Annotated in this window: 25 protein-coding genes; 15 read left to right on the forward strand and 10 right to left on the reverse strand. The window is 66.7% G+C overall.

The features are described from left to right. Nucleotides 1-152: 152 nt before the first annotated feature. Nucleotides 153-761 carry an MlaC/ttg2D family ABC transporter substrate-binding protein gene (locus tag E1956_RS24930; RefSeq protein WP_134753839.1) on the forward strand — a complete coding sequence of 203 codons (609 nt, stop codon included), beginning with the start codon at nucleotides 153-155 and terminating at the stop codon, nucleotides 759-761. Nucleotides 762-845: 84 nt separating this feature from the next. Here E1956_RS24930 and E1956_RS24935 read toward each other — a convergent pair whose 3' ends face one another. Continuing rightward, nucleotides 846-1,496 carry a response regulator gene (locus E1956_RS24935; RefSeq protein ID WP_134753841.1) on the reverse strand — a complete coding sequence of 217 codons (651 nt, stop codon included), beginning with the start codon at nucleotides 1,494-1,496 and terminating at the stop codon, nucleotides 846-848. A gap of 28 nt (nucleotides 1,497-1,524) precedes the next feature. Further along, the gene (locus tag E1956_RS24940) at nucleotides 1,525-3,090 is read right to left on the reverse strand and encodes a cache domain-containing protein (RefSeq protein ID WP_134753843.1); all 1,566 of its coding nucleotides are present in this window, start codon (nucleotides 3,088-3,090) and stop codon (nucleotides 1,525-1,527) included. Nucleotides 3,091-3,345: 255 nt separating this feature from the next. Here E1956_RS24940 and E1956_RS24945 point away from each other — a divergent pair, with 255 nt between their 5' ends. The 6 genes from E1956_RS24945 (at nucleotide 3,346) to E1956_RS24970 (ending at nucleotide 10,191) form a co-directional block, all read left to right on the forward strand. Beyond that, nucleotides 3,346-4,320, forward strand: coding sequence for a glycerophosphodiester phosphodiesterase family protein (locus tag E1956_RS24945; protein WP_134753845.1), 975 nt, complete (start codon nucleotides 3,346-3,348; stop codon nucleotides 4,318-4,320). Nucleotides 4,321-4,468: 148 nt separating this feature from the next. After that, nucleotides 4,469-6,556: a carbon starvation CstA family protein gene (locus tag E1956_RS24950; protein ID WP_134753847.1), complete on the forward strand. Its 2,088-nt coding sequence runs from the start codon at nucleotides 4,469-4,471 to the stop codon at nucleotides 6,554-6,556. A gap of 36 nt (nucleotides 6,557-6,592) precedes the next feature. Further along, nucleotides 6,593-6,799: a YbdD/YjiX family protein gene (locus E1956_RS24955; RefSeq protein WP_134753850.1), complete on the forward strand. Its 207-nt coding sequence runs from the start codon at nucleotides 6,593-6,595 to the stop codon at nucleotides 6,797-6,799. Between the two features lie 213 nt (nucleotides 6,800-7,012). Continuing rightward, nucleotides 7,013-7,465: an STM2901 family protein gene (locus E1956_RS24960; RefSeq protein WP_134753852.1), complete on the forward strand. Its 453-nt coding sequence runs from the start codon at nucleotides 7,013-7,015 to the stop codon at nucleotides 7,463-7,465. Nucleotides 7,466-7,482: 17 nt separating this feature from the next. Further along, nucleotides 7,483-7,812, forward strand: coding sequence for a DUF1493 family protein (locus tag E1956_RS24965; protein ID WP_232071605.1), 330 nt, complete (start codon nucleotides 7,483-7,485; stop codon nucleotides 7,810-7,812). 324 nt (nucleotides 7,813-8,136) lie between these two features. Further along, entirely contained in the window at nucleotides 8,137-10,191 is a 2,055-nt protein-coding gene (locus E1956_RS24970; RefSeq protein ID WP_134753856.1) for an SMP-30/gluconolactonase/LRE family protein, read from the forward strand. On the opposite strand, the gene E1956_RS24975 is transcribed toward E1956_RS24970, so the two are convergent. The 3 genes from E1956_RS24975 to ispH form a co-directional block, all read right to left on the reverse strand. Continuing rightward, the gene (locus E1956_RS24975; protein WP_134753858.1) at nucleotides 10,178-12,709 is read right to left on the reverse strand and encodes a tetratricopeptide repeat protein; all 2,532 of its coding nucleotides are present in this window, start codon (nucleotides 12,707-12,709) and stop codon (nucleotides 10,178-10,180) included. The two genes, E1956_RS24970 and E1956_RS24975, sit on opposite strands and share 14 nt — an antisense overlap. A gap of 276 nt (nucleotides 12,710-12,985) precedes the next feature. After that, a complete protein-coding gene (gene hpnH / locus E1956_RS24980) occupies nucleotides 12,986-14,137 on the reverse strand; it encodes an adenosyl-hopene transferase HpnH (RefSeq protein ID WP_134753860.1) in 1,152 nt (383 codons plus the stop codon). A gap of 12 nt (nucleotides 14,138-14,149) precedes the next feature. Beyond that, complete coding sequence (gene ispH / locus E1956_RS24985; RefSeq protein WP_134753862.1) at nucleotides 14,150-15,094, reverse strand: 4-hydroxy-3-methylbut-2-enyl diphosphate reductase; 945 nt, start codon at nucleotides 15,092-15,094, stop codon at nucleotides 14,150-14,152. Between the two features lie 381 nt (nucleotides 15,095-15,475). On the opposite strand from ispH, the gene hpnC reads away from it, so the two are divergent. The 4 genes from hpnC to E1956_RS25005 all read left to right on the forward strand — a co-directional run bounded on the left by hpnC (nucleotide 15,476) and on the right by E1956_RS25005 (nucleotide 18,414). Beyond that, nucleotides 15,476-16,345 carry a squalene synthase HpnC gene (gene hpnC / locus E1956_RS24990; RefSeq protein WP_134753864.1) on the forward strand — a complete coding sequence of 290 codons (870 nt, stop codon included), beginning with the start codon at nucleotides 15,476-15,478 and terminating at the stop codon, nucleotides 16,343-16,345. After that, nucleotides 16,342-17,520 (forward strand): glycosyltransferase, encoded by a 1,179-nt coding sequence (locus tag E1956_RS24995; protein WP_134753866.1) that lies wholly within the window; start codon nucleotides 16,342-16,344, stop codon nucleotides 17,518-17,520. Before hpnC ends, E1956_RS24995 begins: the two co-directional genes overlap by 4 nt. 121 nt (nucleotides 17,521-17,641) lie before the next feature. Next, nucleotides 17,642-18,124: a DUF2778 domain-containing protein gene (locus E1956_RS25000; protein ID WP_134753867.1), complete on the forward strand. Its 483-nt coding sequence runs from the start codon at nucleotides 17,642-17,644 to the stop codon at nucleotides 18,122-18,124. After that, the gene (locus tag E1956_RS25005) at nucleotides 18,121-18,414 is read left to right on the forward strand and encodes a hypothetical protein (protein WP_134753869.1); all 294 of its coding nucleotides are present in this window, start codon (nucleotides 18,121-18,123) and stop codon (nucleotides 18,412-18,414) included. The genes E1956_RS25000 and E1956_RS25005 overlap by 4 nt, the downstream gene beginning before the upstream one ends. A gap of 6 nt (nucleotides 18,415-18,420) precedes the next feature. Here E1956_RS25005 and E1956_RS25010 read toward each other — a convergent pair whose 3' ends face one another. From E1956_RS25010 to hpnA, 3 genes are all read right to left on the reverse strand, one after another. Continuing rightward, entirely contained in the window at nucleotides 18,421-19,134 is a 714-nt protein-coding gene (locus E1956_RS25010; RefSeq protein WP_134753871.1) for a hypothetical protein, read from the reverse strand. A gap of 150 nt (nucleotides 19,135-19,284) precedes the next feature. Then, nucleotides 19,285-19,683, reverse strand: a complete 399-nt coding sequence (locus E1956_RS25015) for a VOC family protein (protein WP_134753873.1) — start codon at nucleotides 19,681-19,683, stop codon at nucleotides 19,285-19,287. 104 nt (nucleotides 19,684-19,787) lie between these two features. Then, on the reverse strand, nucleotides 19,788-20,810 hold the full coding sequence (gene hpnA / locus E1956_RS25020) for a hopanoid-associated sugar epimerase (protein WP_134753875.1): 1,023 nt from the start codon (nucleotides 20,808-20,810) through the stop codon (nucleotides 19,788-19,790). Between the two features lie 295 nt (nucleotides 20,811-21,105). On the opposite strand from hpnA, the gene E1956_RS25025 reads away from it, so the two are divergent. Continuing rightward, nucleotides 21,106-21,402: an acylphosphatase gene (locus E1956_RS25025; RefSeq protein WP_028218220.1), complete on the forward strand. Its 297-nt coding sequence runs from the start codon at nucleotides 21,106-21,108 to the stop codon at nucleotides 21,400-21,402. A gap of 133 nt (nucleotides 21,403-21,535) precedes the next feature. On the opposite strand, the gene egtD is transcribed toward E1956_RS25025, so the two are convergent. Continuing rightward, nucleotides 21,536-22,537 (reverse strand): L-histidine N(alpha)-methyltransferase, encoded by a 1,002-nt coding sequence (gene egtD, locus E1956_RS25030; RefSeq protein ID WP_134753877.1) that lies wholly within the window; start codon nucleotides 22,535-22,537, stop codon nucleotides 21,536-21,538. A 491-nt stretch (nucleotides 22,538-23,028) separates the two neighbouring features. On the opposite strand from egtD, the gene rarD reads away from it, so the two are divergent. Then, on the forward strand, nucleotides 23,029-23,928 hold the full coding sequence (gene rarD, locus E1956_RS25035; RefSeq protein WP_197732867.1) for an EamA family transporter RarD: 900 nt from the start codon (nucleotides 23,029-23,031) through the stop codon (nucleotides 23,926-23,928). A gap of 133 nt (nucleotides 23,929-24,061) precedes the next feature. Here the strand turns inward: rarD and E1956_RS25040 are convergent, their stop codons facing one another. Further along, nucleotides 24,062-24,613, reverse strand: a complete 552-nt coding sequence (locus E1956_RS25040) for an Mpo1 family 2-hydroxy fatty acid dioxygenase (RefSeq protein ID WP_134753879.1) — start codon at nucleotides 24,611-24,613, stop codon at nucleotides 24,062-24,064. Between the two features lie 182 nt (nucleotides 24,614-24,795). On the opposite strand from E1956_RS25040, the gene E1956_RS25045 reads away from it, so the two are divergent. After that, nucleotides 24,796-25,596, forward strand: a complete 801-nt coding sequence (locus tag E1956_RS25045) for a Crp/Fnr family transcriptional regulator (protein ID WP_134753880.1) — start codon at nucleotides 24,796-24,798, stop codon at nucleotides 25,594-25,596. 311 nt (nucleotides 25,597-25,907) lie between these two features. Then, a complete protein-coding gene (locus E1956_RS25050) occupies nucleotides 25,908-26,552 on the forward strand; it encodes an HAD family hydrolase (protein WP_134754876.1) in 645 nt (214 codons plus the stop codon). The last annotated feature ends 68 nt before the right edge of the window (nucleotides 26,553-26,620 follow it).

Raw genomic sequence — 26,620 nt, forward strand, 5'->3', positions numbered from 1 at the left:
CATTGCGGCGCGCCTCGCGCACACGAGCATATGCGCCAAAGCCGTTATACTGGGCCGGTCGGGGCGGGATCGGGTCTCGGGTGAGGCCACCGATCGAAGCTTTTTTCGGACCGCCGTGCCGGCGCCCGTTATTCACTGTTCCAAGAACGCGTATGAAACGTTATCTGACCGCATTCCTCGCCGCCGCTTTCCTGTCGGGCGTTTCTGGCGCCGCCCTCGCGCAGTCCTCGCCGGACGCCATCGTCAAGAGCGCGGTGGAAGGCACCGTGAAAGCGATGCAGGCCGACCCGCAGGCGCGTGGCGGCGACATGAACAAGATCACCGGCCTGGTCGAGACCCATTTCGTGCCGGCCACCGACTTCCAGCGCACCACGCGCATCGCGATCGGCAAGGCCTGGGCCACGGCCACGCCGGAGCAGCAACAGAAGTTGTATGAGCAATTTCAGCTCCTGCTCGTGAAGACCTACGCGTCGTCGCTTTCGCAGCTGCGCGACGCCCAGGTCACCTTCAAGTTCTTGCCGTCCAACACGGGCGCGGGCGCGAAAGACACCGTCGTGCAATCGCACGTGATCAGCAACGGCGGCGACGATGCCATCGATTATCGCCTCGCGCGCACCGCCAACGGCTGGAAGATCTACGACATCAACATGATGGGCGCATGGCTCATTCAGGTCTATCAGACCCAGTTCGCCGACCAGATCGCCAAGGGCGGCATCGACGGGCTCATCAAGTACCTCATCGAGCATAACGCGCGCAGCTAAAGCGTCGCGCTCGCGCGGCCGTCGCCGCGCTACTTTGCTCGTGACAGACGGCGCGTCCTCCGCAAGAGGCGCGCCGTTTGCATTTCAGGCGCCCGCGCGCTTCCTGCGGTTCTCCACCGCGAACTTGATCAACTCCGCCTGACCTTCGATATCGAGCTTGCGCTTGAGATTGAGCCGGTGCGTCTCGACCGTGCGCACCGAAAGCCCCGCGCGTTGTGCGATCTGCTTGCTCGACAGGCCCTCGGCGAGGGCATCGAGGATGTCCAGCTCGCGCGGCGTGAGGCGCTCGATGGGCGTCTCCTTGAGCGATGCCTGCAGCATGCGCGCGCCCAGTCCCGCGCTAAAGTACGTCTGCCCCGCCAGCACGGCCTCGATCGCGCGCACGATCTCGGTGGCCGGCGAGTCCTTCAGCACGTAGCCGCTCGCGCCTGCGCGCACGGCTTGCGTCACGTACTCGACGTTGTCGTGCATCGAGAGCATCAGCACACGGATGGCCGGGAAGCGCTCGTGAAAGATGCCCGCGAGCGCGATGCCGTTCATGCCGGCCATGCCCACGTCCATCAGCGCGAGATCGGGCTCGAGCGCGGCGGCGAGCCCGATGGCTTCATCGGCGTTGCCCGCCTCGCCCGCGACTTCGAGGCCCGGCACGGCTTCGAGGCGCGCGCGCAGACCGTCGCGCACGAGCGGATGATCGTCGATGAGCATGAGGCGCGCCGGTTTGCCTGGTTCGTTCATGGCGTCTTGTCTTCTCTTGTAGCGTGGTTCAGGGCGTCTCGCGCGATGCCGCGCCTGCGGTGTTCGCTGTCGTGTGTGTCGCAGCGTTTGCCAGGCTGGCGGGCCGTATCGGCACCCAGGCGGCGACCACGGTGTGGCCCGGCTTCGAGCTCAGCGTGAGCCGCCCGCCGAGCGGCTCGAGCCGCTCGCGCATGTTGCGCAGGCCCATGCCCGCGCGCGGATCGGCCTGCGCATGGGCCACGTCGAAGCCGCGGCCATTGTCGGCGATGCTGAGCGTCACGCTGTTTTGCGCGATCTCGAGCGTGAGCGCGGCGCGGCGTGCGCCGGCGTGCTTCACGATGTTGGTGAGCGCTTCCTGGGCGATGCGGAACAGCACCGTGTTCACGGCATCGGGCAAGGGCGTCGCGCCCATGTTCGCGTGCGCTCCGGCGTCACCGGAACGGGCGCCCGACTGCGTGAAGCCGATCTCCATCTCCGACTCCTCGGCCAGCTCGCGCGTCAGTTGCTCGAGCGCGGCGGCAAGGCCGAGGTCGTCGAGCATCGCGGGGCGCAGCGCGTGCGAGATGCGGCGCACTTCGCGCAACGTGTCCGAGAGCCGAGCGAGACCCGTGGACAACGAGGCTTCCGCCGCGGGGACGCGCGCCTCGCCGCGCTCGAAGCGCGCGAGCGCCGACTCGAGCAGCAGCTTCGCGGAAACGAGCATCTGGCTGATGCCGTCGTGCAGCTCGCGCGACAGGCGCGCGCGCTCCTGCTCCTGCGATTGCACCACTTGCTGCGCGAGGCGCTTGAGCTTCGCGTCGGTGCTGCGGTACTCGCTCACGTTGAGCACGAGCGCGCCGAGCGCGAACACGCCCACGCCCGCGAGGGCGATGATGCCGAGCCACTGCAGCGTGCGCTCGATATTGGCTGAGGCGCGCTCGTCGATATGCGCGAGCGCGGAGTCGACGTCGTCGAGATAGATGCCGGTGCCGACCATCCAGCCCCAGCGCGGCAGCGCGACCACGTAGCCGAGCTTCGGCGCGAGCTTGCCCGTCGATGGCCGATGCCACATGTAGCGCACGAAGCCGCCGCCGTGCGAGGCCGCGTTCACGAGCTGCTGAATCGTGAGCGCGCCTTGCGCGTCGCGCAGGTTCCAGAGATCCTGGCCGACGAGGCTCGGCTCGCGCGGATGCATGAGCGAGCGGCCGTGCATGTCGTAGACGAAGAAGTAGCCGTCCGGGCCGAAGTCCAGCTTTTGCAGCACGGCGAGCGCGGCGCGCTGGCGGGCGGCGAGGTCGGCGGGCACGGGCAGCGCAGTGGCGCTGGCCGCGGAGGCGGGATGGGTGGAGTTGGCGTCCTGGGCGGCTCTATCGCCGGCTTCGGGCGCATACAGCGGCGCGATCGCGCTCGTCGCGAGCTCGACGTAGTGGCGCAGCTCGACTTCCTTGCTCGACAGATACGCTGCCTGCATCGTGGCATGTTGCGTGCGCGCGAGCGCGGTCGCCTGCTGCCGCACGCCGATCCCGATGCTCGCAATGGCCGCGAGAAATGGCACCACCGCGAGCAGGAAGATCTTGGTCTTCAGGCGATCGTTGAAGAAAAATGGGGCGGGCATGGCGGTGTTCGGGTGCTGAGCCTGCAAGCATACCCGGAGATACCTGGAGGCGGCGCGCATGCCTCGCGAGGTGCGGCGCGCACCCACATTTATCGAGATTACCGGGCGGGCGATGATGGCGGGCGGCGTGGCTGCTTGACCTCTCTCGCCGTGCCGAACGGGGGCAGCGCCACTCGTGCTTCCGTCGCCGGCATCGTTCGATGCCGGGCGGGTTCTTCTTCTTCATCTATCGGGCGGCCACGACTCCAACGCACCATGACTCGACAAACAACAACGCTCCAAGCCCTGCTCGCCGCCGCCGGCGCCGCGCTGCTGCTCAACGCCTGCGGCGGCGAATCCGAGGCCCGCACGATCACGCAGACGGACCTGGCCGTGCCGCAAGTGATCGCCCATCGCGGCGGCACGGGCGACGCGCCCGAGAACACGCTGGTCGCCATCCGCGCGGCGCTTGCCCATCGCGCCGACGCCATCTGGCTCACCGTGCAGTTGAGCAGCGACGCCGTGCCGGTCCTCTACCGTCCCGCCGATCTCTCCTCGCTCACCGACGCGCGCGGCACGGTCGCCTCGAAGACGGCCGCGGAGCTCGCGCGCGTCAACGCGGGCTGGCAGTTCAAGACGCAGGACGCCTCCGGCCAGGCCGTCTATCCCTACCGCAGCGCGCCGGTCGGTATTCCCACGCTCGCTGAGGCGCTTGACGCGATTCCGGCTGACGTCCCCGTCATCCTCGACATGAAGGCCTTGCCCGCGCAGCCGCAGGCGGCCGCCGTGGCGCGCGTGCTGGACCAGGCCGGCGCGTGGGAGCGTGTGCTGCTCTATTCGACCGATGCGAGCTACCAGCAGGCCTTTTCCGCCTGGCCGCGCGCGCGCCAGTTCGAGTCGCGCGATGCAACGCGCGGGCGTCTGGCCGAGGTCGCGCTCGCGCATCGCTGCGAGGCGCCGCCGCCCGCACAGGCGTGGACCGGCTTCGAATGGCGTCGCCAGGTCGATCTCGTCGAGCAGTTCACGCTGGGCGAGGCGCGTTCGACCGTCGCCGATGCACAGCTCTGGACGGCGCCGGCGGTCCAGTGCTTCCGCACGAATCCGGACGTGCGCATCGTGGCGATCGCCGTGAACACCGAAGCCGACTACAGGGCGGCGGCCTGCGCGGGAGTGGACGCGGTGCTGGCCGATTCTCCAAAGCAGATGGTGCCGCTGCGCGAGGCCTTGCGGCGCGGCTACACCTGCCCTTGAGGACGCAACGACCTGCGTAGTTATACGTAGGTCGCTTACGTAGTTGTGCGCTTGTGGCAGGCGGTGCGAAGGCGAATACTACACGGCCATGCGGTGGGCATCGACGGCCCACTCGAAGTAAAACCATAAAACCGGAACAGGAGACGGCATGAGTCGGACATCCAGCCTTATCGTCTGGACGCTAGTCGCGCTGCTAGGCGCGTTCGCGTTCGGCACCATCGCGCTCGCGCACGGCGAGCGCATCAGCGCACTGTGGATCGTGATTTGCGCCGTGTGCGTCTACCTGATCGCGTACCGCTTCTATAGCCGCTTCATCGCGAGCACGGTCCTGCAGCTGGACGGCTTGCGCATGACGCCGGCCGTGCGCCACAACGACGGGCTCGACTACGTGCCCACCAACAAGTACGTGCTGTTCGGCCACCATTTCGCGGCGATCGCGGGCGCGGGCCCGCTGGTGGGCCCCGTGCTGGCCGCGCAGATGGGCTACATGCCCGGCATGCTGTGGATACTCGCGGGCGTGGTGTTCGCGGGCGCGGTGCAGGACTTCGTGGTGCTGTTCCTCTCCACGCGCCGCGATGGCCGCTCGCTCGGCGACCTCGTGAAGATGGAGCTCGGACCGGTCCCCGGCGTGATCGCCCTGTTCGGCACCTTCCTCATCATGATCATCATCCTCGCGGTGCTCGCGCTGATCGTGGTGAAGGCGCTCACGAATTCGCCGTGGGGCACGTTCACCGTGGCCGCGACGATTCCCATCGCGATCTTCATGGGCCTCTATGTGCGCTACATCCGCCCGGGCAAGATCGGCGAGATCTCGATCATCGGCTTCGTGTTGCTGATGGCATCCATCGCGTTCGGCCAGCACGTGCACGATTCGCCCACGCTCGCCGCCATGTTCACGTTCACGGGCACGCAACTCACGTGGATCCTGATCGGCTATGGCTTCGTGGCCTCGGTGCTGCCGGTTTGGCTGCTGCTCGCGCCGCGCGACTACCTCTCGACGTTCCTGAAGATCGGCACGATCCTCGCGCTCGCGATCGGCATCCTGATCGTCGCGCCGGAGCTGAAGATGCCGGCCTTCACGAAGTTCATCGACGGCACGGGCCCGGTCTGGTCGGGCAACCTGTTCCCGTTCCTCTTCATCACGATCGCGTGCGGCTCGGTCTCGGGCTTCCATGCGCTGATCTCGTCGGGCACGACGCCCAAGCTGCTCGACAACGAAACCAACGCGCGCTTCATCGGCTATGGCGCGATGCTGATGGAATCGTTCGTCGCGATCATGGCGCTCGTGGCCGCCTCGGTGATCGAGCCGGGCGTGTACTTCGCGATGAACGCGCCGCTCGCCGTGCTCGGCACGACGCCCGACGCCGTGGCGCACACGGTGGGCCAGTGGGGCTTCATGCTCACGCCGGATATGCTCACGCATACTGCGCAGGCCGTGGGCGAGACCACCATCGTCGCGCGCGCGGGCGGCGCGCCCACGCTGGCCGTGGGCATGGCGCAGATCCTGCACCAGGTGATCGGCGGCGAAGCGATGATGGCGTTCTGGTATCACTTCGCCATCCTCTTCGAAGCGCTGTTCATCCTCACCGCAGTGGACGCGGGCACGCGTGCGGGCCGCTTCATGCTGCAAGACCTGCTCGGCACGTTCCACCCGGCGCTCAAGCGCACGGAGTCGCTGCCCGCAAACCTGATCGCGACCGCGCTGTGCGTGGCCGCCTGGGGCTACTTCCTCTATCAGGGCGTGGTCGATCCGCTCGGCGGCATCAACACGCTGTGGCCGCTGTTCGGCATCTCGAACCAGATGCTCGCCGGCATCGCGCTGATGCTCGCCACCGTCGTGCTCTTCAAGATGAAGCGCGAGAAGTTCGCGTGGGTCACCGCCGCGCCTACGGTGTGGCTGCTCATCTGCACGCTCACGGCGGGCTGGCAGAAGATTTTCGACAGCAATCCCAAGGTGAGCTTCGTCGCGCACGCGCAGAAGCTTTCGGCGGCCATCGCGGACGGCAAGATCGTCGCGCCCGCGAAGTCGCTCGAGCAGATGCAGCGCATGGTCTTCAACGACTATGTGGATGCGGCGCTCTCGGGGCTCTTCATCTTCGTGGTGGTGAGCATCGTGGTGTACGGGCTGATTGCGATTGCGCGCGCACGCCGCATCGACCGTCCGACCGTGCAGGAAACGCCGTATGAAGCGATGCCGGCGGGCGGCGCGGCCGTCGCGGCGAATCGCGTGCATTGAGCCGGCGACACGGACTGGAACTGGACGGAGCACATCATGTTCTCGGGACTTCGCGACAACGTGCAGACGGCGGGCCGCTATCTCGGCCAGGCCATGCGCCTGATGGTGGGGCTGCCGGACTACGAGGGCTACGTCGCGCACATGCGCGCGACGCATCCCGACCGGCCGGCGATGACCTATGAAGAGTTTTTCCGCGAGCGGCAGAACGCGCGCTATGGATCGGGTGCGGGGAAATGCTGCTGATGAGCGGTTGAACGGAGACGTTCGATAACCTGGCCACCTGGCCATCTACGATACGAAGCGCGACGGCGAAGGCCGCCGCGCTTTTTTTATTCATGGTTGCGGATTGGCGATGAATGTGGAAAGACGTTGATCTGGAGTCCTTGCTCATGTTCCGCGTCGTCGAATCAATTTTGATTGACGATATATTTATCAGCTGAATCTATCAGGTGAAATATGAGCACTGACAACGCTGTATCTGCCAATGTGTATCAATTTGGCGTCCATCAGAATCTCAGCCCTTCGGAATTGTTTTTCTATGTTGCCGTCGAGGAGACATGCAAGCAGCTCGGGGTAGATGATGTCGAGGCCGTCGTGGCCATTCTTTGTGGACAGAACTGGATATCCACGCGCGCCAAACCAAACGGAGCTACGAAAGGAACATCCGTCGCGTCTCTGGTATCGCGCAAGCTATTGAATTACGATCTCAAACGCAAAATTTTGCCGACGCTGACCAATGCGAGCGTCAAAAAGCTCAAGGTGATGATGGTCAGAAACGTTGGCACTTTTGTGGGCCGCACCGTTCCGGTAGTGGGATGGGTCATCGTCTCTCATGACGTGGCCATGATCGGTATCAATACGGTTCGGCATTACAATCGACTCGTCAAACGAGAAGACAGGGTTTTCTAATGACGACTCAGACCTGGATGGAACTCGAATCTTTCATCAGAACAGAAGCAGGTGTTCGTGCGACGAAGCCGGTCACTGCGTCTGACCGGTTGGAGGATGATCTGGATCTGACTGGAGACGATGCCGATGAATTCATGGGCAAGTTCTTCGAGCGATTTCCAGTAAAACCCGGTGACTACGAATTCAGTCGATATTTTTCGGAGGAAGGTTTTAACCTGCTAGCCATTCTCGCCATGCCGTTTTCAAGGAAGCAACAAAAAAAATACGATAAACAACCGCTGACGGTCGGTATGTTGGAACGCGCGATTAACCTCGGCGTGTGGGACAGTGAAAAGTTGGCTGGTTGAACGGCACTACCCGCATACTCGAATGACCTCGCGGTAGTGACACCTGGCCCTTATCGGGCAGCACCGAAGAGGCACGATCGAGGCGCTTCGTTGCGACACCAGGCACAATCGCAGGCACCACCTCTACGCGAGGCGCAGCACTCAACTCCGCCCGCGTCTCGCCGTTAACCCGAACGAGATTCCACACCAATTCGACGCATGACGCCGCGCCTGGCGTGATGCAGGGATTCGAATCGTCGGGAAAGCGGATTGCAAGTTTGCCGGGGTCGGCAACACCTCACCTTGAACGCCTGCACAGCATGGCGTCATTTGAAGAAATCACTCATGGTCCTGCATCGACTGGGCGCCGCCGCGCTCGCGCTCATCCTGGCCGCAACGGTTGCACCCGTTTGCGAAGCGCAATACACCACCGACTGGGTGGCCAACACTTATGGCACCAATGCGACCCGCGTGGGCAACGTCGCCCGCTCGATGTGGGTCGCCCCCGAAGGCATGATCTACACCTCGTCGATGTGGGACGAGAACGAGGGCGGCGTGGCCCTTTACCAGAACGGCCAGAGCCAGGGCTCGATCGGCGGCCACGGCGATTTCCAGGGCGGAGCGATCACGGGTAACGCCACGTCGCTGTTCGTCGCGATGCAGTACAGCACCACTTACGGCAGCGGCAACGTCGGCCGCTACAATCGCGCGAGCAGCACTCGCGATCTGCTCATTCCCGTGAGCGCCGACACGACCGAGAAACTCGCCGATGTCATCACGGGGCTCGCGACCTCCGGCACGCTGCTCTATGCCAGCGACTTCCCCGGCAACCGCGTGCGCGTATACACCACGGCCGGCGTCTGGCAGAGCGACATCGCCGTGACGGGGCCGGGCGCGCTCGCCGTGGACGCCGGGGGCAACCTCTGGGTCGCGCAAAAGAGCGCGGGCGCGGTGCTCGAGTTCAGCCCAGGTGGTCAGCTTCTGAACACCATTCAACTGGCTTCCGCCGCGCAGCCATCGTCGTTGTATTTCGATTCGCAGAACTTACAGTTGATGATCGGCGACTCCGGTCCCGACATGAACATCAAGATCTACAACGTGACGGGCACGCCTGCTCTTGCCGGCACGTTCGGCATTCAGGGCGGCTATCTCGACTCGACCACCGGCATCAAGGGGCAAGTCGGCGCCAAACGCTTTACGCGCGTAGCCGGCATCGGCAAGGACGCCGCGGGGAACCTGTATGTGCTGAACAATCCGTGGGGCGGCTCATGGGATCTCGGCCGCAACGGCGGCACCGACCTGCACGCCTACGATGGCAGCGGCAATCTGCGCTGGATGCTCCAGTCGGTCAACTTCGAAGGCAACGCGGTACCGGACCCGGCCACCGACGGCGCGATGTTCTACAGCGGCATGAACGTCTATTCGGGCACGGCCGGGGGCACCTTCGTCGCCAACACCATCGACCCCGTCACGTATCCGAACGACCCGCGCATCAATCTCGCCGATCCCGCGCGCGGCGAGCATTTCGCGCAGTTCGCGAACGTGGGCGGACAGCGCATTCTCGTGGCCGCCGGCCAGAATCCCGATACGTTCTACTTTTTCCATTTCAATCCGGCGAGCGGCTATATCGCGATTCCCGACTACACGCTGCCGGGGCCGGCGTTCAACACGACGGCGCCGGTCCGCAATGGCTTTTGCCTCGACAGCAAGGGCGATCTCTGGGTGGGGCTCGACAAGACCAACGTCATTTCCCACTATCCGCTGACCGGTTTCAATGCGAGCGGCCAACCGCAATGGGGCGCCGCGATCACCACGCCGACGCCGGCCACGCTTTCGCGTCTCACGCGCATCATCTACCTGCCCGAAAGCGACACGATGATCCTCGCGGGCATTACCGGCAGCACCGACTGGACCGCGGTGGGCTCGCGCGTCGAGGTCTATCACGGCTGGCTCGCCGGCAATACGACGGCGCCGAATCCGGTGATCACGCTCACGAGCGCGAATCCCAAGTCGATTACGGCCGCCGGCAATGAGCTGTTCGTGGGCTATGTGCACACCGTGCCCAATATCGACGCCTTCAACCTCACCACGGGCACGCTCGACACCACGCTCATCGACAGCAGCCCGAATACGGTCTACGTGGGCAACGACGTGGACTCGATGTATGGCCTGCGGGCGTATCTGAGCTCGACCGGCGAGTATGTCGTGACGAAGGACAACTACAACGGCTCGAGCATCGTGGTCCAGCGCTGGACGCCGCCGGCCGCGAGCACGACCGCAAGCACGACCGCAAGCACGGCCGCAAGCACGGCCGCGACCGGCGTGAGCGCGGCCATGACGGTGGCGAAAGCGGTGAAGGTGATGAAGGCGCTGCTGGTGTCGCCATTCAGCGCGAAGTAACGGCATCGCCGGGCCGCCGCGACGGCGCTGCCTCGCGCCGCACCGCGTCGTCGCAATGCGCGCGCCACATCTGCCGATACGCGCTTTCGATATTCGCGGCAAAGCGCGGCGCATCCATGAGCGGCGAAGCCTCCATGCGGGCGCGCAGCCCGGCGCGCAGCGCGGCCAGCCGCGGCCGGTCGCGCGCCAGTTCGACGGCGATGCGCACGAACTCGTCATCGGTGTGCGCGACGAGCTCGGGCGCCCCGAGATTCGCCGCGATGCTCCAGCCGCCGCGGCTCGCCGCCGAGCGGCCCGTGCGCGTGACGACGGGCACGCCCATCCAGAAGGCGTCGAGACTCGTGGTGTGGCCGTTGTACGGAAACGAGTCGAGCGCGAGGTCGATGCGCTGGTAGGTCTCCAGATAGTGGTGGCGCGTCTGATGGCCGACGAACGCCACGCGTTCCGGGTCGATGCCCTGCGCTCGCGCGCGCGCTCTGAGCGCTTCGCGCGGCACGCCCGGCGGCGCGAGCAGCAGCAGGCGCGCATCCGGCACGGCGGCCAGCACGCCGCTCCACAGGCGCAGCGCGTGGTCGGTGATCTTGGCCGGATTGTTCAGGCAGCCGAAGGTGAGCGGCGCGCCCGCCGCCGCCGGCAGGGCGTTGACCTCGAGACCGGCAACCTGCGCCTCGTAGCACCAGAACGCGTTCGGCAAGCGTAGTGAGCGCTCGCTATAGAGCGCGTCGCGGCCGGGCTCGCCGGCCGGGTCGAGCCAGGGGTCGGTGAGCCGGTAGTCCATCGCCGTGCTGCCGGTCGTGCCGGGGTACGCGAGCCACGCGAGCTGCACCGGCGCGGGCCGCCGCGCGAACAGCAGGCGCCGTCCGGCGGCCATGTGCATCGTGAGGTCGACGAGGATGTCGATGCGGTCGTCGCGGATCTGCTGCGCGAGCGCTGCGTCGTCGAGCGTGTGCACGTCGCGCCAGACATCGACGAGTGTCTTGATGTGCTGCGTCATGGCGTCGGGCTTCGCGACGCTCGCATAGCAGACGATCTCGAACGCCGCGTGGTCGTGATGCGAGAGCAGTGGCACCGTGAAAAGCGCCTGGCAATGCGAACGAAAATCGGGCGAGACGTAGCCGATGCGCAAGCGCCGCCCGGGCGCGAGCGCGTCTTCGCGGGGCGGCGGCGCATCGGCCGGCGCGCTTCGCGATGCCGCTTCGAGCAACGGCGCCTCGAAGCACGCCGCGAAGCGCCGGCACTCGTCGAGCAACGCCTGCGGGTCGTCGGTCTGGAAGGCGAGCGCGAAGATCAAGTCGTAGTGCGCGATGACGATGTCGATGCTGCGGTCGTTGGTGGCGCTTGCCAGCGCGAGCGCTTCCCGATACGACGCCACCGATTCGTCGAGCCGCCCCATGTCGAGCAGCACATTGCCGAGCGCCGCGTGTGTGGCCGGGTCCGTGCGATCCAGTTCGATCGCGCGGCGCAGCGCCGCTTCGGCCTCGTGCAGCCGCTCGCCCTTCAGCACGAGGCCGAGGTGATGCCACGCGAGCCGGTGATCGGGCTGCAGCACGACGGCGCGGCGCAACGCGCTGGCGGCCTCGTCGGGACGCGCGACGCCGATCAGCGTGCCGAGGTTGTAATGCGCATCCGCGAGGCCCGGGTCGAGCGCGACGGCCTCGCGCGCCGCGGCTTCGGCTTCCTCGCGATGCGTTTTCGCGAGCGTGTGGGCGAGATTGACCCAGGCGACGGCGAAGTCCGGCTTGAGCGCCAACGCGCGTCGCAAGGCCTGCGCCGCTTCGTCGGGGCGGCGCTCGCAGAGCAGGTTGCCGAGGTTGAAGTGCGCCGCGACGAGTTCGGGGTCCAGCTCGGTCGCTCGGCGCAGCGCGGCTTCGGCTTCGTCGGGGTGCGTATCGGCAAGCAGGTGCCCGAGACGGTTCCACGCTGGCGCGAAGCCCGGATCGAGTTCGAGCGCGCGGCGCAGCGCGGCCTCGGCGGCGCGGGGCTGCGTGGACAAGAGCAGCGTGCCGAGGTTGAAATGCGCGTGCATGAAATCGGGGCGCAGCGCGATCGCGCGTTCGAACGCCGCTTGCGCCTCTTCGGGCCGCGCCGTGCGCAGCAGGTTGCCGAGGTTGTTGTGCGCTTCCGCGAACGCGGGATCGAGGCAGAGGGCCGCGCGCAGATGCGCGTCGGCCTGCGCGGCCTCGTCCGGGCCGAAGGTGTTGGACAGATAGAAGTGCGCGGCGGCCAGCGTCGGATCGAGCGCGAGCGCGCGGCGCAGCGCGGCGCGCGTGTCGTCGATACGGCCCTGCATGCACAAGGCGGTGGCGAAATCGACGAGGCGCTGCCCGTCCTGGTGCGGGGCGAGCGCTTCGCGCAACAGCGCCGCGGCCTCGGACGTGCGGCCCTGCTGGTGGGCGATCAGGGTGCGCAGGTGCAGCGTTTCGGCGTGCCCGGGCGACTGTGCGAGCACGGCGCGGCAGTGCTCATCGGCAGCGGTGAGCTGCCCGGCGCGCCAGGCGGCGAGTGCGGCTTCGTACATGGTGGCTAGCGTGGCTTTCGTGGCGACCGGCGTGGCCTGGCCGGCGGCGCGGGCGGGCGGGCGAGCGCAACGCCGGGCCGGGCCGGGCCGGGCGGCGGCATCCGGTGGATGGAAAACCCGCCATTGTGCTGGCGCCGCTATCCCGAAAACGCCTGCCGTCGCGCCGCCGCGATCTGCCGCAACAAAAGCAGAAAGGGCGCAACGGCGTGAACCGTTGCGCCCTCTCGAGCGCCGTGCAAAGGCCGCCGTCCTTCCGGACGCGGCCTTCAACGCCGCTTAGCTTGCCGCGACAGTCGCGGGCTTTTTGGTCTTGGCCGCGTTCTTGATCTCTTCGAGCTTGATCTCGACGTGACGCGAGAACACGTAGTCAGCCGGACGCTGGGTGTCGAGCGGGATGTCCTTGGCGAACGCGCCCGTGGTGCGCGGGCCCGACAGCGCGATGCGCGCGGCCTTGAGCGGATGCGCGACCGTGTCCATCACGGCGGTAGCCTCGAAGCCGCAGTGGACCATGCAGTCCGCGCACTTCTCGTACTTGCCCGTGCCGTACTTGTCCCACTCGGTGGTTTCCATCAGTTCCTTGAAGGTCTTCACGTAACCTTCGCCGACCAGATAGCAGGGCTTCTGCCAGCCGAACACCGTGCGCGCCGGGTTGCCCCAGGGCGTGCATTCGTAGGTCTGGTTGCCGGCCAGGAAATCGAGGAACAGGCTCGACTGGCTGAACGACCACTTCTTGCCGTTGTTGCCGCGCTTGAAGATCTCGCGGAACAGGTTCTTGGTCTTGTCGCGATTCAGGAAGTGCTGCTGGTCCGGTGCGCGCTCATAGGCATAGCCCGGCGAGACCGTGATGCCGTCGACGCCGATCTCGCCGACCGTGTCGAAGAACTTCGCCACGCGCTCGGGTTGAGCATCGTTGAACAGCGTGCAGTTGATGTTCACGCGGAAGCCGCGGCGCTTGGCTTCCTTGATGGCCGCGACGGCCTTGTCGTAGACGCCTTCCTGCGAAACCGAGTGATCGTGCGCTTCGCGGTCGCCGTCGAGGTGCACCGACCAGACGAAGTACGGGTTCGGCTGGTAGTCGTCCATCTTCTTTTCCATGAGCAGCGCATTCGTGCACAGATACACGAACTTCTTGCGCGCCATGATGCCCTTCACGATCTGCGGCATTTCCTTGTGCAGGAGCGGCTCGCCGCCTGCGATGGAAACGACCGGTGCGCCGCACTCATCGACGGCTTCGAGGCATTCCTCCAGCGACAGGCGCTGGTTCAGGATGGGATCCGGATAGTCGATCTTGCCGCAGCCATTGCAGGCGAGGTTGCAGCGGAACAATGGCTCGAGCATGAGCGCGAGCGGATAGCGCTTGTTGCCGCTGAAATGCTGGCGAAAGATGTACGAGCCAACGCGGACTTTTTGTAGCAGCGGAATAGACAAAGCGTGTCCTCCTTAAACTTCGCGTGCGACGAGCGGTTGCAAGAGCTTCGACGGCAGCTTGAATTCGACTTTTTCTTCACGGCCCGTCATCGTCGACACCTCGACAGGCCCCAACGCGCGCAGCGCGTCGATCACGTTTTCCACCATTTCCTCGGGCGCCGACGCGCCGGCCGTGATGCCGACGGTTTGCGCATTGGCGAACCACTCGGCCTTCACTTCCGAGCCGTCCGCCACGAGGTAGCTCGGCAGACCCGATTCGCCGCCGATCTCGCGCAGGCGATTCGAGTTCGAACTGTTCGTCGCGCCCACGACCAGCAGCACGTCGACTTGCGAAGACAGCTCGCGCACCGCGGCCTGGCGGTTTTGCGTGGCATAGCAGATGTCACGCGTGTCCGGGCCGACGATGTCGGAGAAGCGCTTGTGCAACGCGTCGATGATGCCGCGCGTGTCGTCCACCGAAAGCGTGGTTTGCGTCACGTACGCGAGCGGCGCGTCGAGCGGCAAGTCGAGCTTGCCCACATCCGCCTCGCTCTGCACCAGCAGCACGGTGCCGGGAATCTGGCCGATCGTGCCTTCCACCTCCGGGTGGCCGGCATGGCCGATCAGGATCAGCGTGCGGCCCGCCGCGACGTACTGGCGGCCCTGCACGTGCACCTTGGTGACGAGCGGACAGGTGGCGTCCAGCACGTCGAGGCTGCGTTCGTCGGCGGCGCGCTCGACGGTCTTGGCGACGCCGTGCGCGCTGAAAATCGCGACCGCGCCTTCGGGCACTTCGTCGAGCTCTTCCACGAAACGCGCACCCTTCTCGCGCAGGTTCTCGACCACGTGGCGATTGTGGACGATCTCATGGCGCACGTAGACGGGCGCGCCGTGCTTCTGCAATGCACGATCGACAATCTCGATCGCGCGGACAACCCCCGCACAAAAGCCGCGGGGTTGGGCAAGGATGACTCGCATAGGGTGGCGAACTCCGACTGCCGCGGATTCCGAACGAGCCGAAAAGACCCGTTCGCCGCGACCATCATATTAATAAGGTGCTGATATCTGCATACATCCGCCAAAGGGGGGCGGAAAAAACCAGACGCGCATTTTAACCCCATCGCCGCCGCTTTGCTGTATAGCGAACGGGAAGGTGCGGCGCGCACGCGACGCCAATCGCAATTGGCCCCGTTATCCGCCCCATTTTGCGGCGTTCCAGCAGCAGGATTGCCGGCGACACAGCCTGTGACACTCTTGGGGGTATTGCGCAGTGCAACAGGGTGCGGGAACCCTTAAACTAACGTCCCCCGTACCAGGCCGCATCGCGCCTTGCGGGACCGACCCCATTCTGGACGCTTCATGGAACCCGATCAATACGACGATTTTCCGGTAGCGCGCATTTTGCTGCCGAAGGCGCTCCGAGCGCCTGTCGGCGTGATCTACCATGTCGCGCGCACCCTCGATGACATTGCCGACGAAGGCGACTGGAGCGCCGAGGAGCGCCACCTGCGCGTCGCCGACTTCCGCGCCGGGCTCGACGCCGTGGCGCAAGGCCGTCTCGCGCCCGTGCATCCCGCGCTGTTCGCGGAGCTCGCGAAGGTGATGGTCCGGTGCCGGCTGCCGCTGGAGCCGTTCTACGACCTGGTGTCGGCGTTCGATCAGGACATCGACACCACGCGCTATGCCGACCGTTTCGAGCTGCTCGACTTCTGCCGCCGCTCGGCGAACCCGATCGGTCACCTTATGTTGCATTTGATCGACGAGGCCACGCCCGAGAACCTCGCCGATTCGGACGCCATCTGCACCGCCTTGCAGCTCATCACCTTCTTGCAGGATGTGCCGGCTGACTGGAAACGGGGCCGCATCTACCTCCCGCAGGCCGACCGCGAGCGCTTGAAGGTGAGCGAGGCGCAGATCGCCGCGGGCAGGGTGGATGGCGCCTGGTGCGCGCTGATGGAGCACGAAGTGGCGCGGGCGCGCGCGCTCATGGTGAGCGGCGCGCCGCTCGCGCTGCGCGTGCCGGGCCGCTTCGGCCTCGAGCTGTGCAGCGTCGTGCACGGCGGCCTGCGCATGCTCGAAGTCATCGAGCGGGCGGACTATGACGTATTTCGCGCGCGTCCCCGGCTGGGCGCCGCCGACTGGGCCGTGGTGCTGATGCGCACGGCGGCCATGTGGCTGTCGCGCCGCGTGGGAGCGCGCATGCCTTCGATCGAGAGTAACAACGCATGATGACAACGATTTTCTTTGCAGTGTCCTGCCTTTCGCTCGTGATCTGGCTGGTCCTGCTGTTTGGCCGCGGCGGCTTCTGGCGCGCCCGCCCCGCCGCGCCGCTGCCGCTGGTCGAGCCCGCGGCGGGCTGGCCGGCGGCGTGCGCCGTGGTGCCGGCGCGCAACGAGGCGGACGCGATCGGCGAGGCCGTCACGTCGCTGCTCGAGCAGGACTATGGCGGCGAGTTTCACGTCATCGTGATCGACGACCACAGCACCGACGGCACCGCCGAAGCCGCGCGCGCCGCCGCGCTCGCGCTGCGCTGCCCGGAGAAGCTCACGGTGGTGAGCGCCAAGCCGCTGCCCGCGGGCTGGTCGGGCAAGGTGTGGGCGCAGTCGCAGGGCATCGAGGCCGTGCGCACGCTCGGCCTGAACGCCGACTACCTGCTGTTGACGGACGCCGACATCGGCCACCCGCCCGACGCCCTCGCGCAGCTCGTGGTGCGCGCGCAGGCGGAAAAGCGCGATCTCGTCTCGCTGATGGTGCGCCTGCGTTGCGACTCGTTCTGGGAGAAGGCGCTGATCCCGGCGTTCGTATTCTTCTTCGCGAAGCTCTATCCGTTCTCGTGGGTCAACAATCCGCGCAACAAGACGGCGGCGGCGGCCGGCGGCTGCATGCTGGTGCGCCGCAAGGCGCTGGAGGAGGCGGGTGGCATCGAGTCGATCCGCGCCGAGCTCATCGACGATTGCAGTCTTGCCGCGCGCATCAAGCATCGCGGCGAGGGGCGCCATCCGATCCGTCTCGACGTGGCCGCGAAGAGCGTCTCGCTGCGCCCGTACGACTCGTGGAAAGACATCTGGAACATGATCGCGCGCACGGCGTTCACGCAGCTCCATTACTCGGCGTGGCAGCTTGCGGGGACGATCGTCGGCATGACGGTCATCTATCTCGCGCCGCCCGTGGTCGCGCTCGTGCTCGGCCCGCTCGGCTGGCCCGCATGGGTGGCCTGGGCGCTGATGTGCTGCGCTTACGCGCCGATGCTGGCGTACTACCGCCGCTCGCCGCTGTGGGCGCCGTTCCTGCCGCTCGTCGCGCTGTTCTACGTGGGCGCGACCTTCGCTTCGGCCTGGCGCTTCTGGCGCGGCAAGGGCGGGCAGTGGAAGTCGCGCGTGCAGGCGCCCGCGCAGGGGCGCTGAGGCTGTGCCAAGGTTATTATCGAAGTCGCGTTTGACGCGGTCGGGATAAGTCTGCTCGCTGCTGTTGCTCCGCAACGCGTATCGCCTTACTTTGGCGCGATCGTGTTGAACAGGAGCCACAATGCCTGCACAGTGTTTTTACAACCTCAATGGGCAGCGCATGTCCACGCTCACGTGCGTTGGAATCGGTGGATTTGCGGCTTTTTCAGGAAGTGGCGTGGACACCAACAATCCCGCTTCGATCGCGATCAGGAATTCAGGGCCATTGCCGCTCGGCCTCTATTACATCGTGGCCCGTCCAAGCGGTGGTCGTATGGGGTGGCTCTATGATTTCGTCAAGGATCAGGCCTCAGGGGTCCATCATGAGGACTGGTTCGCGCTCTATCGTGACGACGGTCAGATTGACGACTATACGGTGATCAACGGCGTGCGGCGCGGCAATTTCCGTATCCATCCAAACGGGCGCTTGGGCCGGAGCGAAGGCTGCATCACCATTGCCGCTCAGAGAGACTTTGCGCGCTTGCGCCAGTGGCTCCTCTCGCAGAAGACCGGTGTCATTCCGCGCACCGGTATCTCCTACTACGGCACGGTGATCGTGCGATGAAGCGCGTGCGCGTCGTGCTCGAGTTATTGCTTGTGCTCGTGTTGGCGTTGCCGGTGTTCGTCGTGGTTACCAGGATCGATGCGATCCCGGCGTGGCTGTACAGCGACCGCGGCTACGCTACGCTCGAGCCGCTATTCAACTTGTTCGGCGCAGTGGGTATCGAGGGACACGAGGACGTCATCGTGAGCGTTCTGCTTGCGCTGAGTCTGGTGATCTCGGGCGCAATGGTTGCGGTCAGCGCGGCACTCTTGCAGCATCGCCGACGCTCGCAGCACCGCGCTGACGGTTGACGAGGCTTAACGCTGCGTCAACATCATGTACATCTGCACGACCATGTCGGGCGAGAACACGAACGGCACCCAGCCGTGACCCGTGTGCCGCAGCACCAGCAAGCGGTCGCCATTCGACTGCTTCTGCACGGCCATCATCGGATTCTTCGTCGACGCGAAACGCCAGCCGGGCGGAATCGCGGGCGGCGGCTCGGGCTGCATGGAGGCGCGCGCGTTCGCGAGTTCCTCGATCAGCTGGCCGACCTGCAGCGGATGCAGCGACACCGTCTGGCCGCCGATCGACATCGTGATCTCGTTCTGCGACGGCCGCCCGACTTCCAGCATGACCTTGCGGTCTTCGGCTTCCGGCTCGGCTTGCGCGGGTTCCGCGGCGTCGACCGGTTCGATAGCGGTCGCCACTTCGGGCGCGACTTCGGCCCCAACTTCCGCCGCCACTTCGGCCGTGGCGGCTTCAGCTTCGGCTCCGGTCTCGGCTTCGACTTCAGCTTCGGTTTCGACGACAGCCGCCTGCGGCTCGTGCGGATGCGCCGCCGCAACGGCTGGCGTTTCCGGCTCGAGTTCGGCATGTTGCGTGGCCGCTTCCGGCGCGGAGGCATCCACCGCGTGGGTCTGTTCGGGCGCTGCCGCAACGACTGGGCGCGGCGCAAGCGCGACGCTGGCGGCCTGGATCAGCTGATCGACGCCCGCTTCGAGCGCGCCGATCTGGTCTTGAAGATTCATGCGAGGCTTCTCTGATAAGACCCGCGATTTTACCCATAGCGCACGCGACTGTCCCGCGCAGCGTTGTAAGCAGGTCGCAACAAAAGTTGTAACAATTTGCTCTCGCATTGAGCAGCCGTTGCGCGCCAGGGGCAGCGAGCGCCTGCAAAACTACTGTGGAGCGGGGGCGTGACAGCACACGCAGAGCTTGTTTCCCTCTGGATCCCGGAAATACGCGCCGTAATAGTCCGGGTGGTAGTGGGTCCTCAAACCGGGTGCGCCTTCGCACGAACCGCCGTTCGCGAGCGCGCTGGCGTAGGCGTTGTCGACCGATTGCCGGTCAGGCGCAAGCAACGCCACCATTTGACCGTTGCCGCATGCGGCGGCGTTGCCGTCGTATGGGCTGCCGACAATGAAGAGCGGGCGCGGCATGCCCTCGGCCATCCAGCCTGCCCATGGCTTATCGGGCTCACAAAACTTCAAACGATGTCCGAGCTCATTCATGACGGCCGAATAGAACTTGAAGGCACGGTCAAAGTCGTTGGCACCCACAAAAACATGCGAGATCATCGTGTTCTTCCCTTGAGCATCCGGTGACGGTCGTCCAGGTTACTACGGCACCGATCCCTTGAGCGCGCGCCGCAAGCCGCGAAAAGAGCGGCCTCGTGCGGCGCTTACTTCGTGCCCAGATACCCCGCCTCGCGGAACCACGCGAGCGCATCCTTGAGGCCCTCGCGATAGGGCCGCGCGCGGTAGCCGAGTTCGCGCTCCGCCTTCGCCGACGTGAAATACATCTTGTTCTTCGACATCTTGAGCGCATCGACGGTCACGAACGGCTCGCGCTTCGTGAAGCGCGCCACGGCCTCGGCGCCCATCGCGAGCGGGTAGAGCGGCCAGCGCGGCAGCGCGATCGTGGGCGGCTTGCGGCCCACCATGCCGGCGATGTCGCCGAGCATCTGCTGCAACGGCAGGTTCTCGCCGCCGAGGATATAGCGCTCGCCGATGCGCCCGCGCTCGAGCGCGAGGAAGTGGCCGTTCGCGACGTCGTCCACGTGCACGAGGTTCAGGCCCGTGTCGACGAACGCGGGAATCTTGCCCGTGGCCGCCTCCACGATGATGCGGCCCGTAGGCGTGGGCTTCACGTCGCGCGGCCCGATCGGCGTGGACGGATTGACGATCACGGCGGGCAGGCCGTCGCGCTCGATCATGCGCTCCACGGCGCGCTCGGAGAGCACCTTGCTGCGCTTGTACACGCCGATCGCCTGCTCGGCCGTGAGCGGCGAGGTTTCGTCGGCGGAGTTGCCCGAGCTCGTGACCTTGAGCGTGGCCACGCTGCTCGTGTAGACGATGCGCTCCACGCCCGCGTCGAGCGCGGCGCGCATGGTGGCTTCGGCGCCCTCGAGATTGGCGCGCTCGATCTCGTGCGGATCGGGCGCCCACAGCCGATAGTCGGCGGCCACGTGAAACAGATAGCGTACGCCGTCGAGCGCCTTGCGCATCGAGGCGGCGTCGCGCATGTCGCCGGTGACGATTTCGGCGTCGAGCGCCTCGAGATTCTTGCGCGGGCTAGTCGCGCGCACCAGCACGCGCACGGCATAGCCCTTTTCCTGCGCGATGCGGGCGACGGCCGAGCCGACGAAGCCGGACGCGCCGGTGATCAGCACGAGGTCCTTGTTGGCGCGGGAGGTGTCGGTCATTCGAAATTCGCTTTTCAGTTCGGATGTCGGTGCGGCGCGCGGCGCGCGCTGCTGGCGTGGCACGGATTGTACGTGGGGCGCGGCGACGCGGTAACGGCGGCGGGCTTGCGGCGCGGGCGGGGCATCGAGCGGAGTATCAAGCGGAGTATCAAGCGGAGTATCAAGCGGGACGCGGGGCGAGGCGCACGGTTTGCGCGCCGTGCGAGCGCGTGCATTCGTGGGCAAGGCGGCGCCCGCGCGCCATGGCGTCTACAATGCCTGGCGTATCGGCAGCAAGACAATGGGAGATCAAACGATGAGCGAACCGGATCTGGATGCGCGCGTGGAAACGTATTACGTGCGCGTGCGCGGAACGGTGCAGGGCGTGGGCTTTCGTCACGCGACGGTGCGCCAGGCGCACGCGCTGCGCATTCGCGGCTATGTCGCCAATCTGGAGGACGGCTCGGTGGAGGCCGTGATCCAGGGCACGGCGAATCAGGTGGACCGCATGCTCTCGTGGCTGCGCCACGGCCCGCCCGCGGCGCGCGTGAGCTCGGTGGAGAGCGAGGAGCGCCACACCGATAAACGTTACGAGCGTTTCGAGCAGCACTGAAACCTGCCACTGTAAAAAAAGCGGAGCGCCCTGAAAAAAGCGCTCCGCTTTTTGTTTGCCTGACGTTTCGCTTACCGTGCGTGCAAGAGCCCATCGGCCCTGAACGGCGGTCTGCGCCCAGCCTGGCCTCGGCTCACGCCGCGCTCAACAGGCTCTCCGCGAATCCCCATTCCTTCTCGACCCACTGATGCGCGCACTCGAAGCCCGCATCGGCCGCGATCGCGGGGATTTCGTCGGCGTGGTACTTGTGGCTGCTCTCGGTCCAGATGGTCTCGCCGGCCTCGAGCTCGACCGCGAGCCGCGCCGCGCCCACCCGCGCGCTGACATGGCGTCTCGCGCGCAGATGCATCTCGACGCTGCGCGCATCGGGGTTGAAGCGCGCGACGTGCTCGAAGTCGCGCAGGTCGAAGTCGCCATCGAGCTCGCGGTTGATGCGCGCGAGCAGGTTCAGGTTGAACGCCGCGGTCGCGCCGATGGCGTCGTCGTAGGCGGCGATCAGCGTGGGCACGGGCTTCACGAGGTCGGTGCCGAGCAAGAGCGTGTCGCCCGGGCGCAGCATCGCGCGGATGTCGCGCAAAAAGCGCGTGGCCGCGAGGCGCGCAAAATTGCCGATCGTGCTGCCGAGAAAGAGCACGCAAAGACGCTCGCCGTTCTTGCGCTGGCGGCTCACCTCGGCGAGCCCGGCCAGATAGTCGCGCTCGTAGCCGACGATGGAGATGCGCTCGATGTCGGCCAGCTCGCGCCGGCAGAGTTGCAAGGCGGTGCGCGAGATCTCGATCGGGCAATACGAAGTGGGCGAGGTGGGGCGCTTGCGCGAGAGCGCTTCGAGAATGCGGCGCGTCTTGCGGCCGCTGCCGCTGCCGAGTTCGGCGACGACGACGTCGGCCGGCAACGCCTCGACGATCTCGGCGGCGTAGCGCGTGAGCAGGCGTTCCTCGGCGCGCGTGACGCCGTATTCGGGCAGCACCGTGATCACCTCGAACAGCGCCGAGCCGACTTCGTCATACAGATACTTCGACGGCAGCTCTTTTTGCGGCGCGTGAGTGAGGCCCGCACGGACAGCGGCGGCAAATTCGGCGGCGAGGCCGGAAGGGGCATGCGGCTGCAGCGTGGGGCGGGACGCAGATCGGGTCATTCGCTCTCCTGTGGGCCAGAGTTAGTGCAGAGCGCTTCCTCTGGCCCCATGCTTCGCGGTCGGCCAGAGTTAGTGCAAAACGCCTCGCTCTCGCCTCATGCAACGGGGTTGCAGTGGGGTTGGACGGCGGGCCGCCGGTGCGCGAATGCCTGCTTCGCGCGCACCACGGCCTTCGTGGCGACTCCGCAGCAAGATTTACGTTCTAGTCCATCGCGGCGGGCAATTCACGGACTAAATCGCGGAGCTCGCCGCGCCGGCAGTAGCAGCATCGCCCGTGCCCGCCGTTCCAGCGGGCCGCGCGGCGCATTAAAATTCTGGCTGGCAGCGCCGCTTCGCGAGCCGCCTTTTATTCAATAACCGATTCACATGACAACGTCTTTTCCAGCCCCCCTTGGGCTTTTCTTCAAGAACGTCACGCGGTTCGCCGCGCCGTTTGCCTTTCGCGCCCGCACTCGCGCCCCGGCTTTCTCCCTCCCGCGCGGCGCCTCGACATGTCGGTGAACACCTACGAGCCCAAGCGCGGCATCACGCTTTCCGTGGGCGCGTCCGCGCTGTTCGCGCTGATGTCGGCCTATACCCTGCTGCTCGCCCCGCTTGGCGGGCTCGACATCTTCGCCTGGCGCGTGATCTGGACCGCGCCAGGCGCGCTCGCGCTGGTGGTCCTGCGCTCGCGCGCGCCGCAACTCGCGGAACTGGTGGCGCGCGCGTTCAAGGAGCCGCGCGTCGCGCTCATGCTGGCGGGCAGCGCCGCGCTGCTCGGCATGCAGCTCTGGGTGTTCCTCTGGGCGCCGCTGCACGGCCGCCTGCTGGAAGTGTCGCTCGGCTATTTCATGCTGCCGCTCGTCATGGTGCTGGTGGGGCGCTACTACTACCACGAGCGGCTCGAAGCGCTGCAATGGATTGCGGTGGCGTGCGCGGCCGTGGGCGTCATGCACGAGTTGTGGGTGACGCACGCGTTTTCGTGGCCGACGCTGCTCGTCGCGCTCGGCTATCCGCCTTACTTCGTCTTGCGCCGCAAGATTCACGCGGATTCGCTCGTGACCTTCTCGGTCGAAATGATCTTGCTGCTGCCCGTGGCCGCCATCGAGGTGCACGCGGGCGGCTCGCTGAAGCTGCTCGACGCGCACGCGCTGCTGGCCTGGGTGCTGCTGCCGGGGCTCGGCGTGCTGAGCACGGTGGCGCTCGCGTGTTATCTGAAGGCGAGCCGCCTGCTGCCGATGGCGCTGTTCGGCATCCTCGGCTATGTCGAGCCGGTGCTGCTCGTGATCGTCTCCGTCGTGCTGCTGCGCGAGCCGTTCGGGCTGCGCGAGCTGGGGACCTATGTGCCGATCTGGATTGCCGTCGCGTTGACGGCAATCCATGGCGCGCGGCTGGTGAGGCTCGCGCGCTAGGTTGCGCCGCCCGGCGCTTCGGGCGCTTTGCGAGCACGCGGGACGCCGCGCGGACTGCACGCCGGGACGGCTTCATGCGCCCGGACCGCGCCCGGACCGGCCAGTGTGACGAGCGAGGACCGCGCGAGACTCGCTATCGGGCCGCGTGAGCGCGCGGGGGATTGATGCGCGTCGGGCCGGCCTTGGCCTCGATGGCCGCGCGCAGGGCCGGACGCCAGCCGAGGCCGAACAGCGCTTCGGCAAGCACGAACAGCGGGCCGACGACGAGGCCGATCAGATCGTCGGCGAAAGCGGGCTTGCGGTGCTCCCACGCGATGTGCCCGACGAACTGGAAGATCCACCCCACCACGAACAGGCCGATGCCGCCCGCGAGCCAGGCCGCCGTGCCTTGCTGCGCGAGCCACGCGCCGAACCCGAGGCAGGCTGCAGAGGCGGCGGCCATCATGAGGCCGAGCGGCACGTCGAGCACGAGGTAATAGAGCGTCGTGGCGCCGAACAGGAACCATGCGGGCGAGAGCGGCACGCCATGCAGCGGCCACGCGGCGACGCTCACCCAGGCGGGCCGCGATAGCAGCACGGCGAGCGCGAGCACGATCATCGGGATGCCGACGAAGTGCGTGGCGATATTGCGGGGATCGCGATGGTATTCGGCGTATTGGGCGAGCTGCTCGGTCAGGTTTCTCATGGATGCCTCCCTGTCTCCAAAATGATTATGATCCCGGGACGCCGCGCCGCTGACCTTCGGCTAGCCGACAATTGGCGCAATCGGTGCAGTCGCGCTCTTGCGTTCGCGCGCCTGGCATCGGATCGCCATCATTTTTCGCCGATGCGCGTAGGCGTTCCGCCTGTGCCGCGCTCAAACTTTCGATGACCTCACGTCCCGTCCCTGCTGCCTCCTCCGCTTCCGCCGACGCGCTTCGCAGCACCGGCGCGCAGGCGGACGCCGCCGCGCCCTCCGTGTCCGCCGTGACGGCGCTGCTGGAGCGCAGCGCATGGTTCGCCGGCGCGCCCGAAGCGCTGCGTGCCGGTTTGCGCGCCGCGGGCCGCGTGCGCACCCTGCGCGCGGGCGAGCGCCTGTTCCTGCGCGGCGACCCCGCCGACGGCATCTATTGCGTGCTCGAAGGGGCGATGCGCGTGGGGACCGCAAGCGCGGCCGGACGCGAGGCGTTGCTGGCCGTGGTGGGGCCGGCGCAATGGTTCGGCGAGATTGCGCTCTTCGATGCGGGCGTGCGCACGCACGACGCCTATGCCGAGCGCGACGCCACGCTCTTTCACGTCCCGCGCGCGGCGCTGGCCGCGCTGCTGGACGCCACGCCCGCCTGGTGGCACGCGTTCGGTCTGCTGCTCGCGCAGAAGCTGCGGCTCGCGTTCGACGCCATCGAGGAGAGCGCGCTTCTGCCCGCCGCGCCGCGCGTGGCGCGTCGCCTGCTGTTGCTGGCCACGGGCTACGGGGAGGCGGGCCGCGAGAGCGGCCACGATGTGGCGCGGGAGATGGGCGGCGCGGGCGTGGTGCGCGTGCCCCAGGAGGACCTGGCGCTGATGCTCGCGCTTTCGCGCCAGACGGTGAACCAGATCCTGCGCCAGTTCGAGCGGGACGGCCTCGTGGCGCTGCGCTACGGTGAAATCGAAATCGTCGATGCGGCGCGGCTCGAGCAGCACGCACAGTGAAGCCTCACCGTGAGACACATGGCGTGCGGTGCCGTGCATTGAGCCAGAGCCGGGCGACGGTATGCCCGTATCGGGCAGCGCCTCGATCGCATGTATCGATATTGATCGATAGCATCAACATCGATACATGAAGCAAGGCTGTGTGCGCTGGCGAACGGCCGCGCCATTGCGGCAGCGCGCCATTTGCGCCGACAATGACGCCGGCTTGCAACGGGCTTGTCCTGCCGCCCTTGCCCGAGCGTCGAGCACGCGCTTGCCGCGATACCTCTAACCACGCGCCCCTGACCGTGGCGCTTTCCGTGTCCCGCCTCATGAACGACCGCGTCGTAGCCGCCTTCGATTTCGACGGCACCATCACCACGTCCGATAGCTTCCGCGCCTTCATGCTCGATGCCGCCGGCAACGCCGGCTTCGTGCTCGCCGCGCTGCGCTGCCTGCCGTGGCTCGCCGGCATCGCGCCCGGCTGGGCCGACCGGGGCCGCACCAAGGCGCGCTTCCTGTATGCCGCGCTCGGCCCGGTGCGCCGCGAGGCGCTCGAAGCCGCCGCGCAGCGCTTCGTCGACACGCGCCTGCCCGGCTTGCTGCGCCCCGAGATGCTTGCGCGCATCCGCGAGCACCAGGCGCTCGGCCACGAGGTGGTGCTCGTGAGCGCATCGCCTTCGGTGTATCTGCGCAAGTGGGCGCCGAGCGTGGGCATCGGCACGGTGCTCGCGAGCGAGCTGGAATGGCGCGATGGGGTCTACACTGGGCGGCTCGCGGGCCGCAATTGCTGGGGCCCGGAAAAGGTCGCCCGATTGCGCGCATGGTGGGGCGAGCGTGCGCCCGCCACGCTATACGCCTACGGCGACAGCCGCGGCGACCGCGAAATGGCCCAGCTCGCGAACCACGCGTGGATACGCGGCGAATCCGGGTTGCCGCCGCTCGTGGCCACGGGCGGTTTTGGCGCGCCGGCATAGGACCTGTTGTGTGCGAGGGCCGGTTATTAGCGTGACCAGGCCCTGGCAGGCCCACAGGCGCAGCGCGC

It is taken from the genome of Paraburkholderia pallida, from assembly GCF_004524855.1.
Taxonomy (GTDB): domain Bacteria; phylum Pseudomonadota; class Gammaproteobacteria; order Burkholderiales; family Burkholderiaceae; genus Paraburkholderia; species Paraburkholderia oxyphila.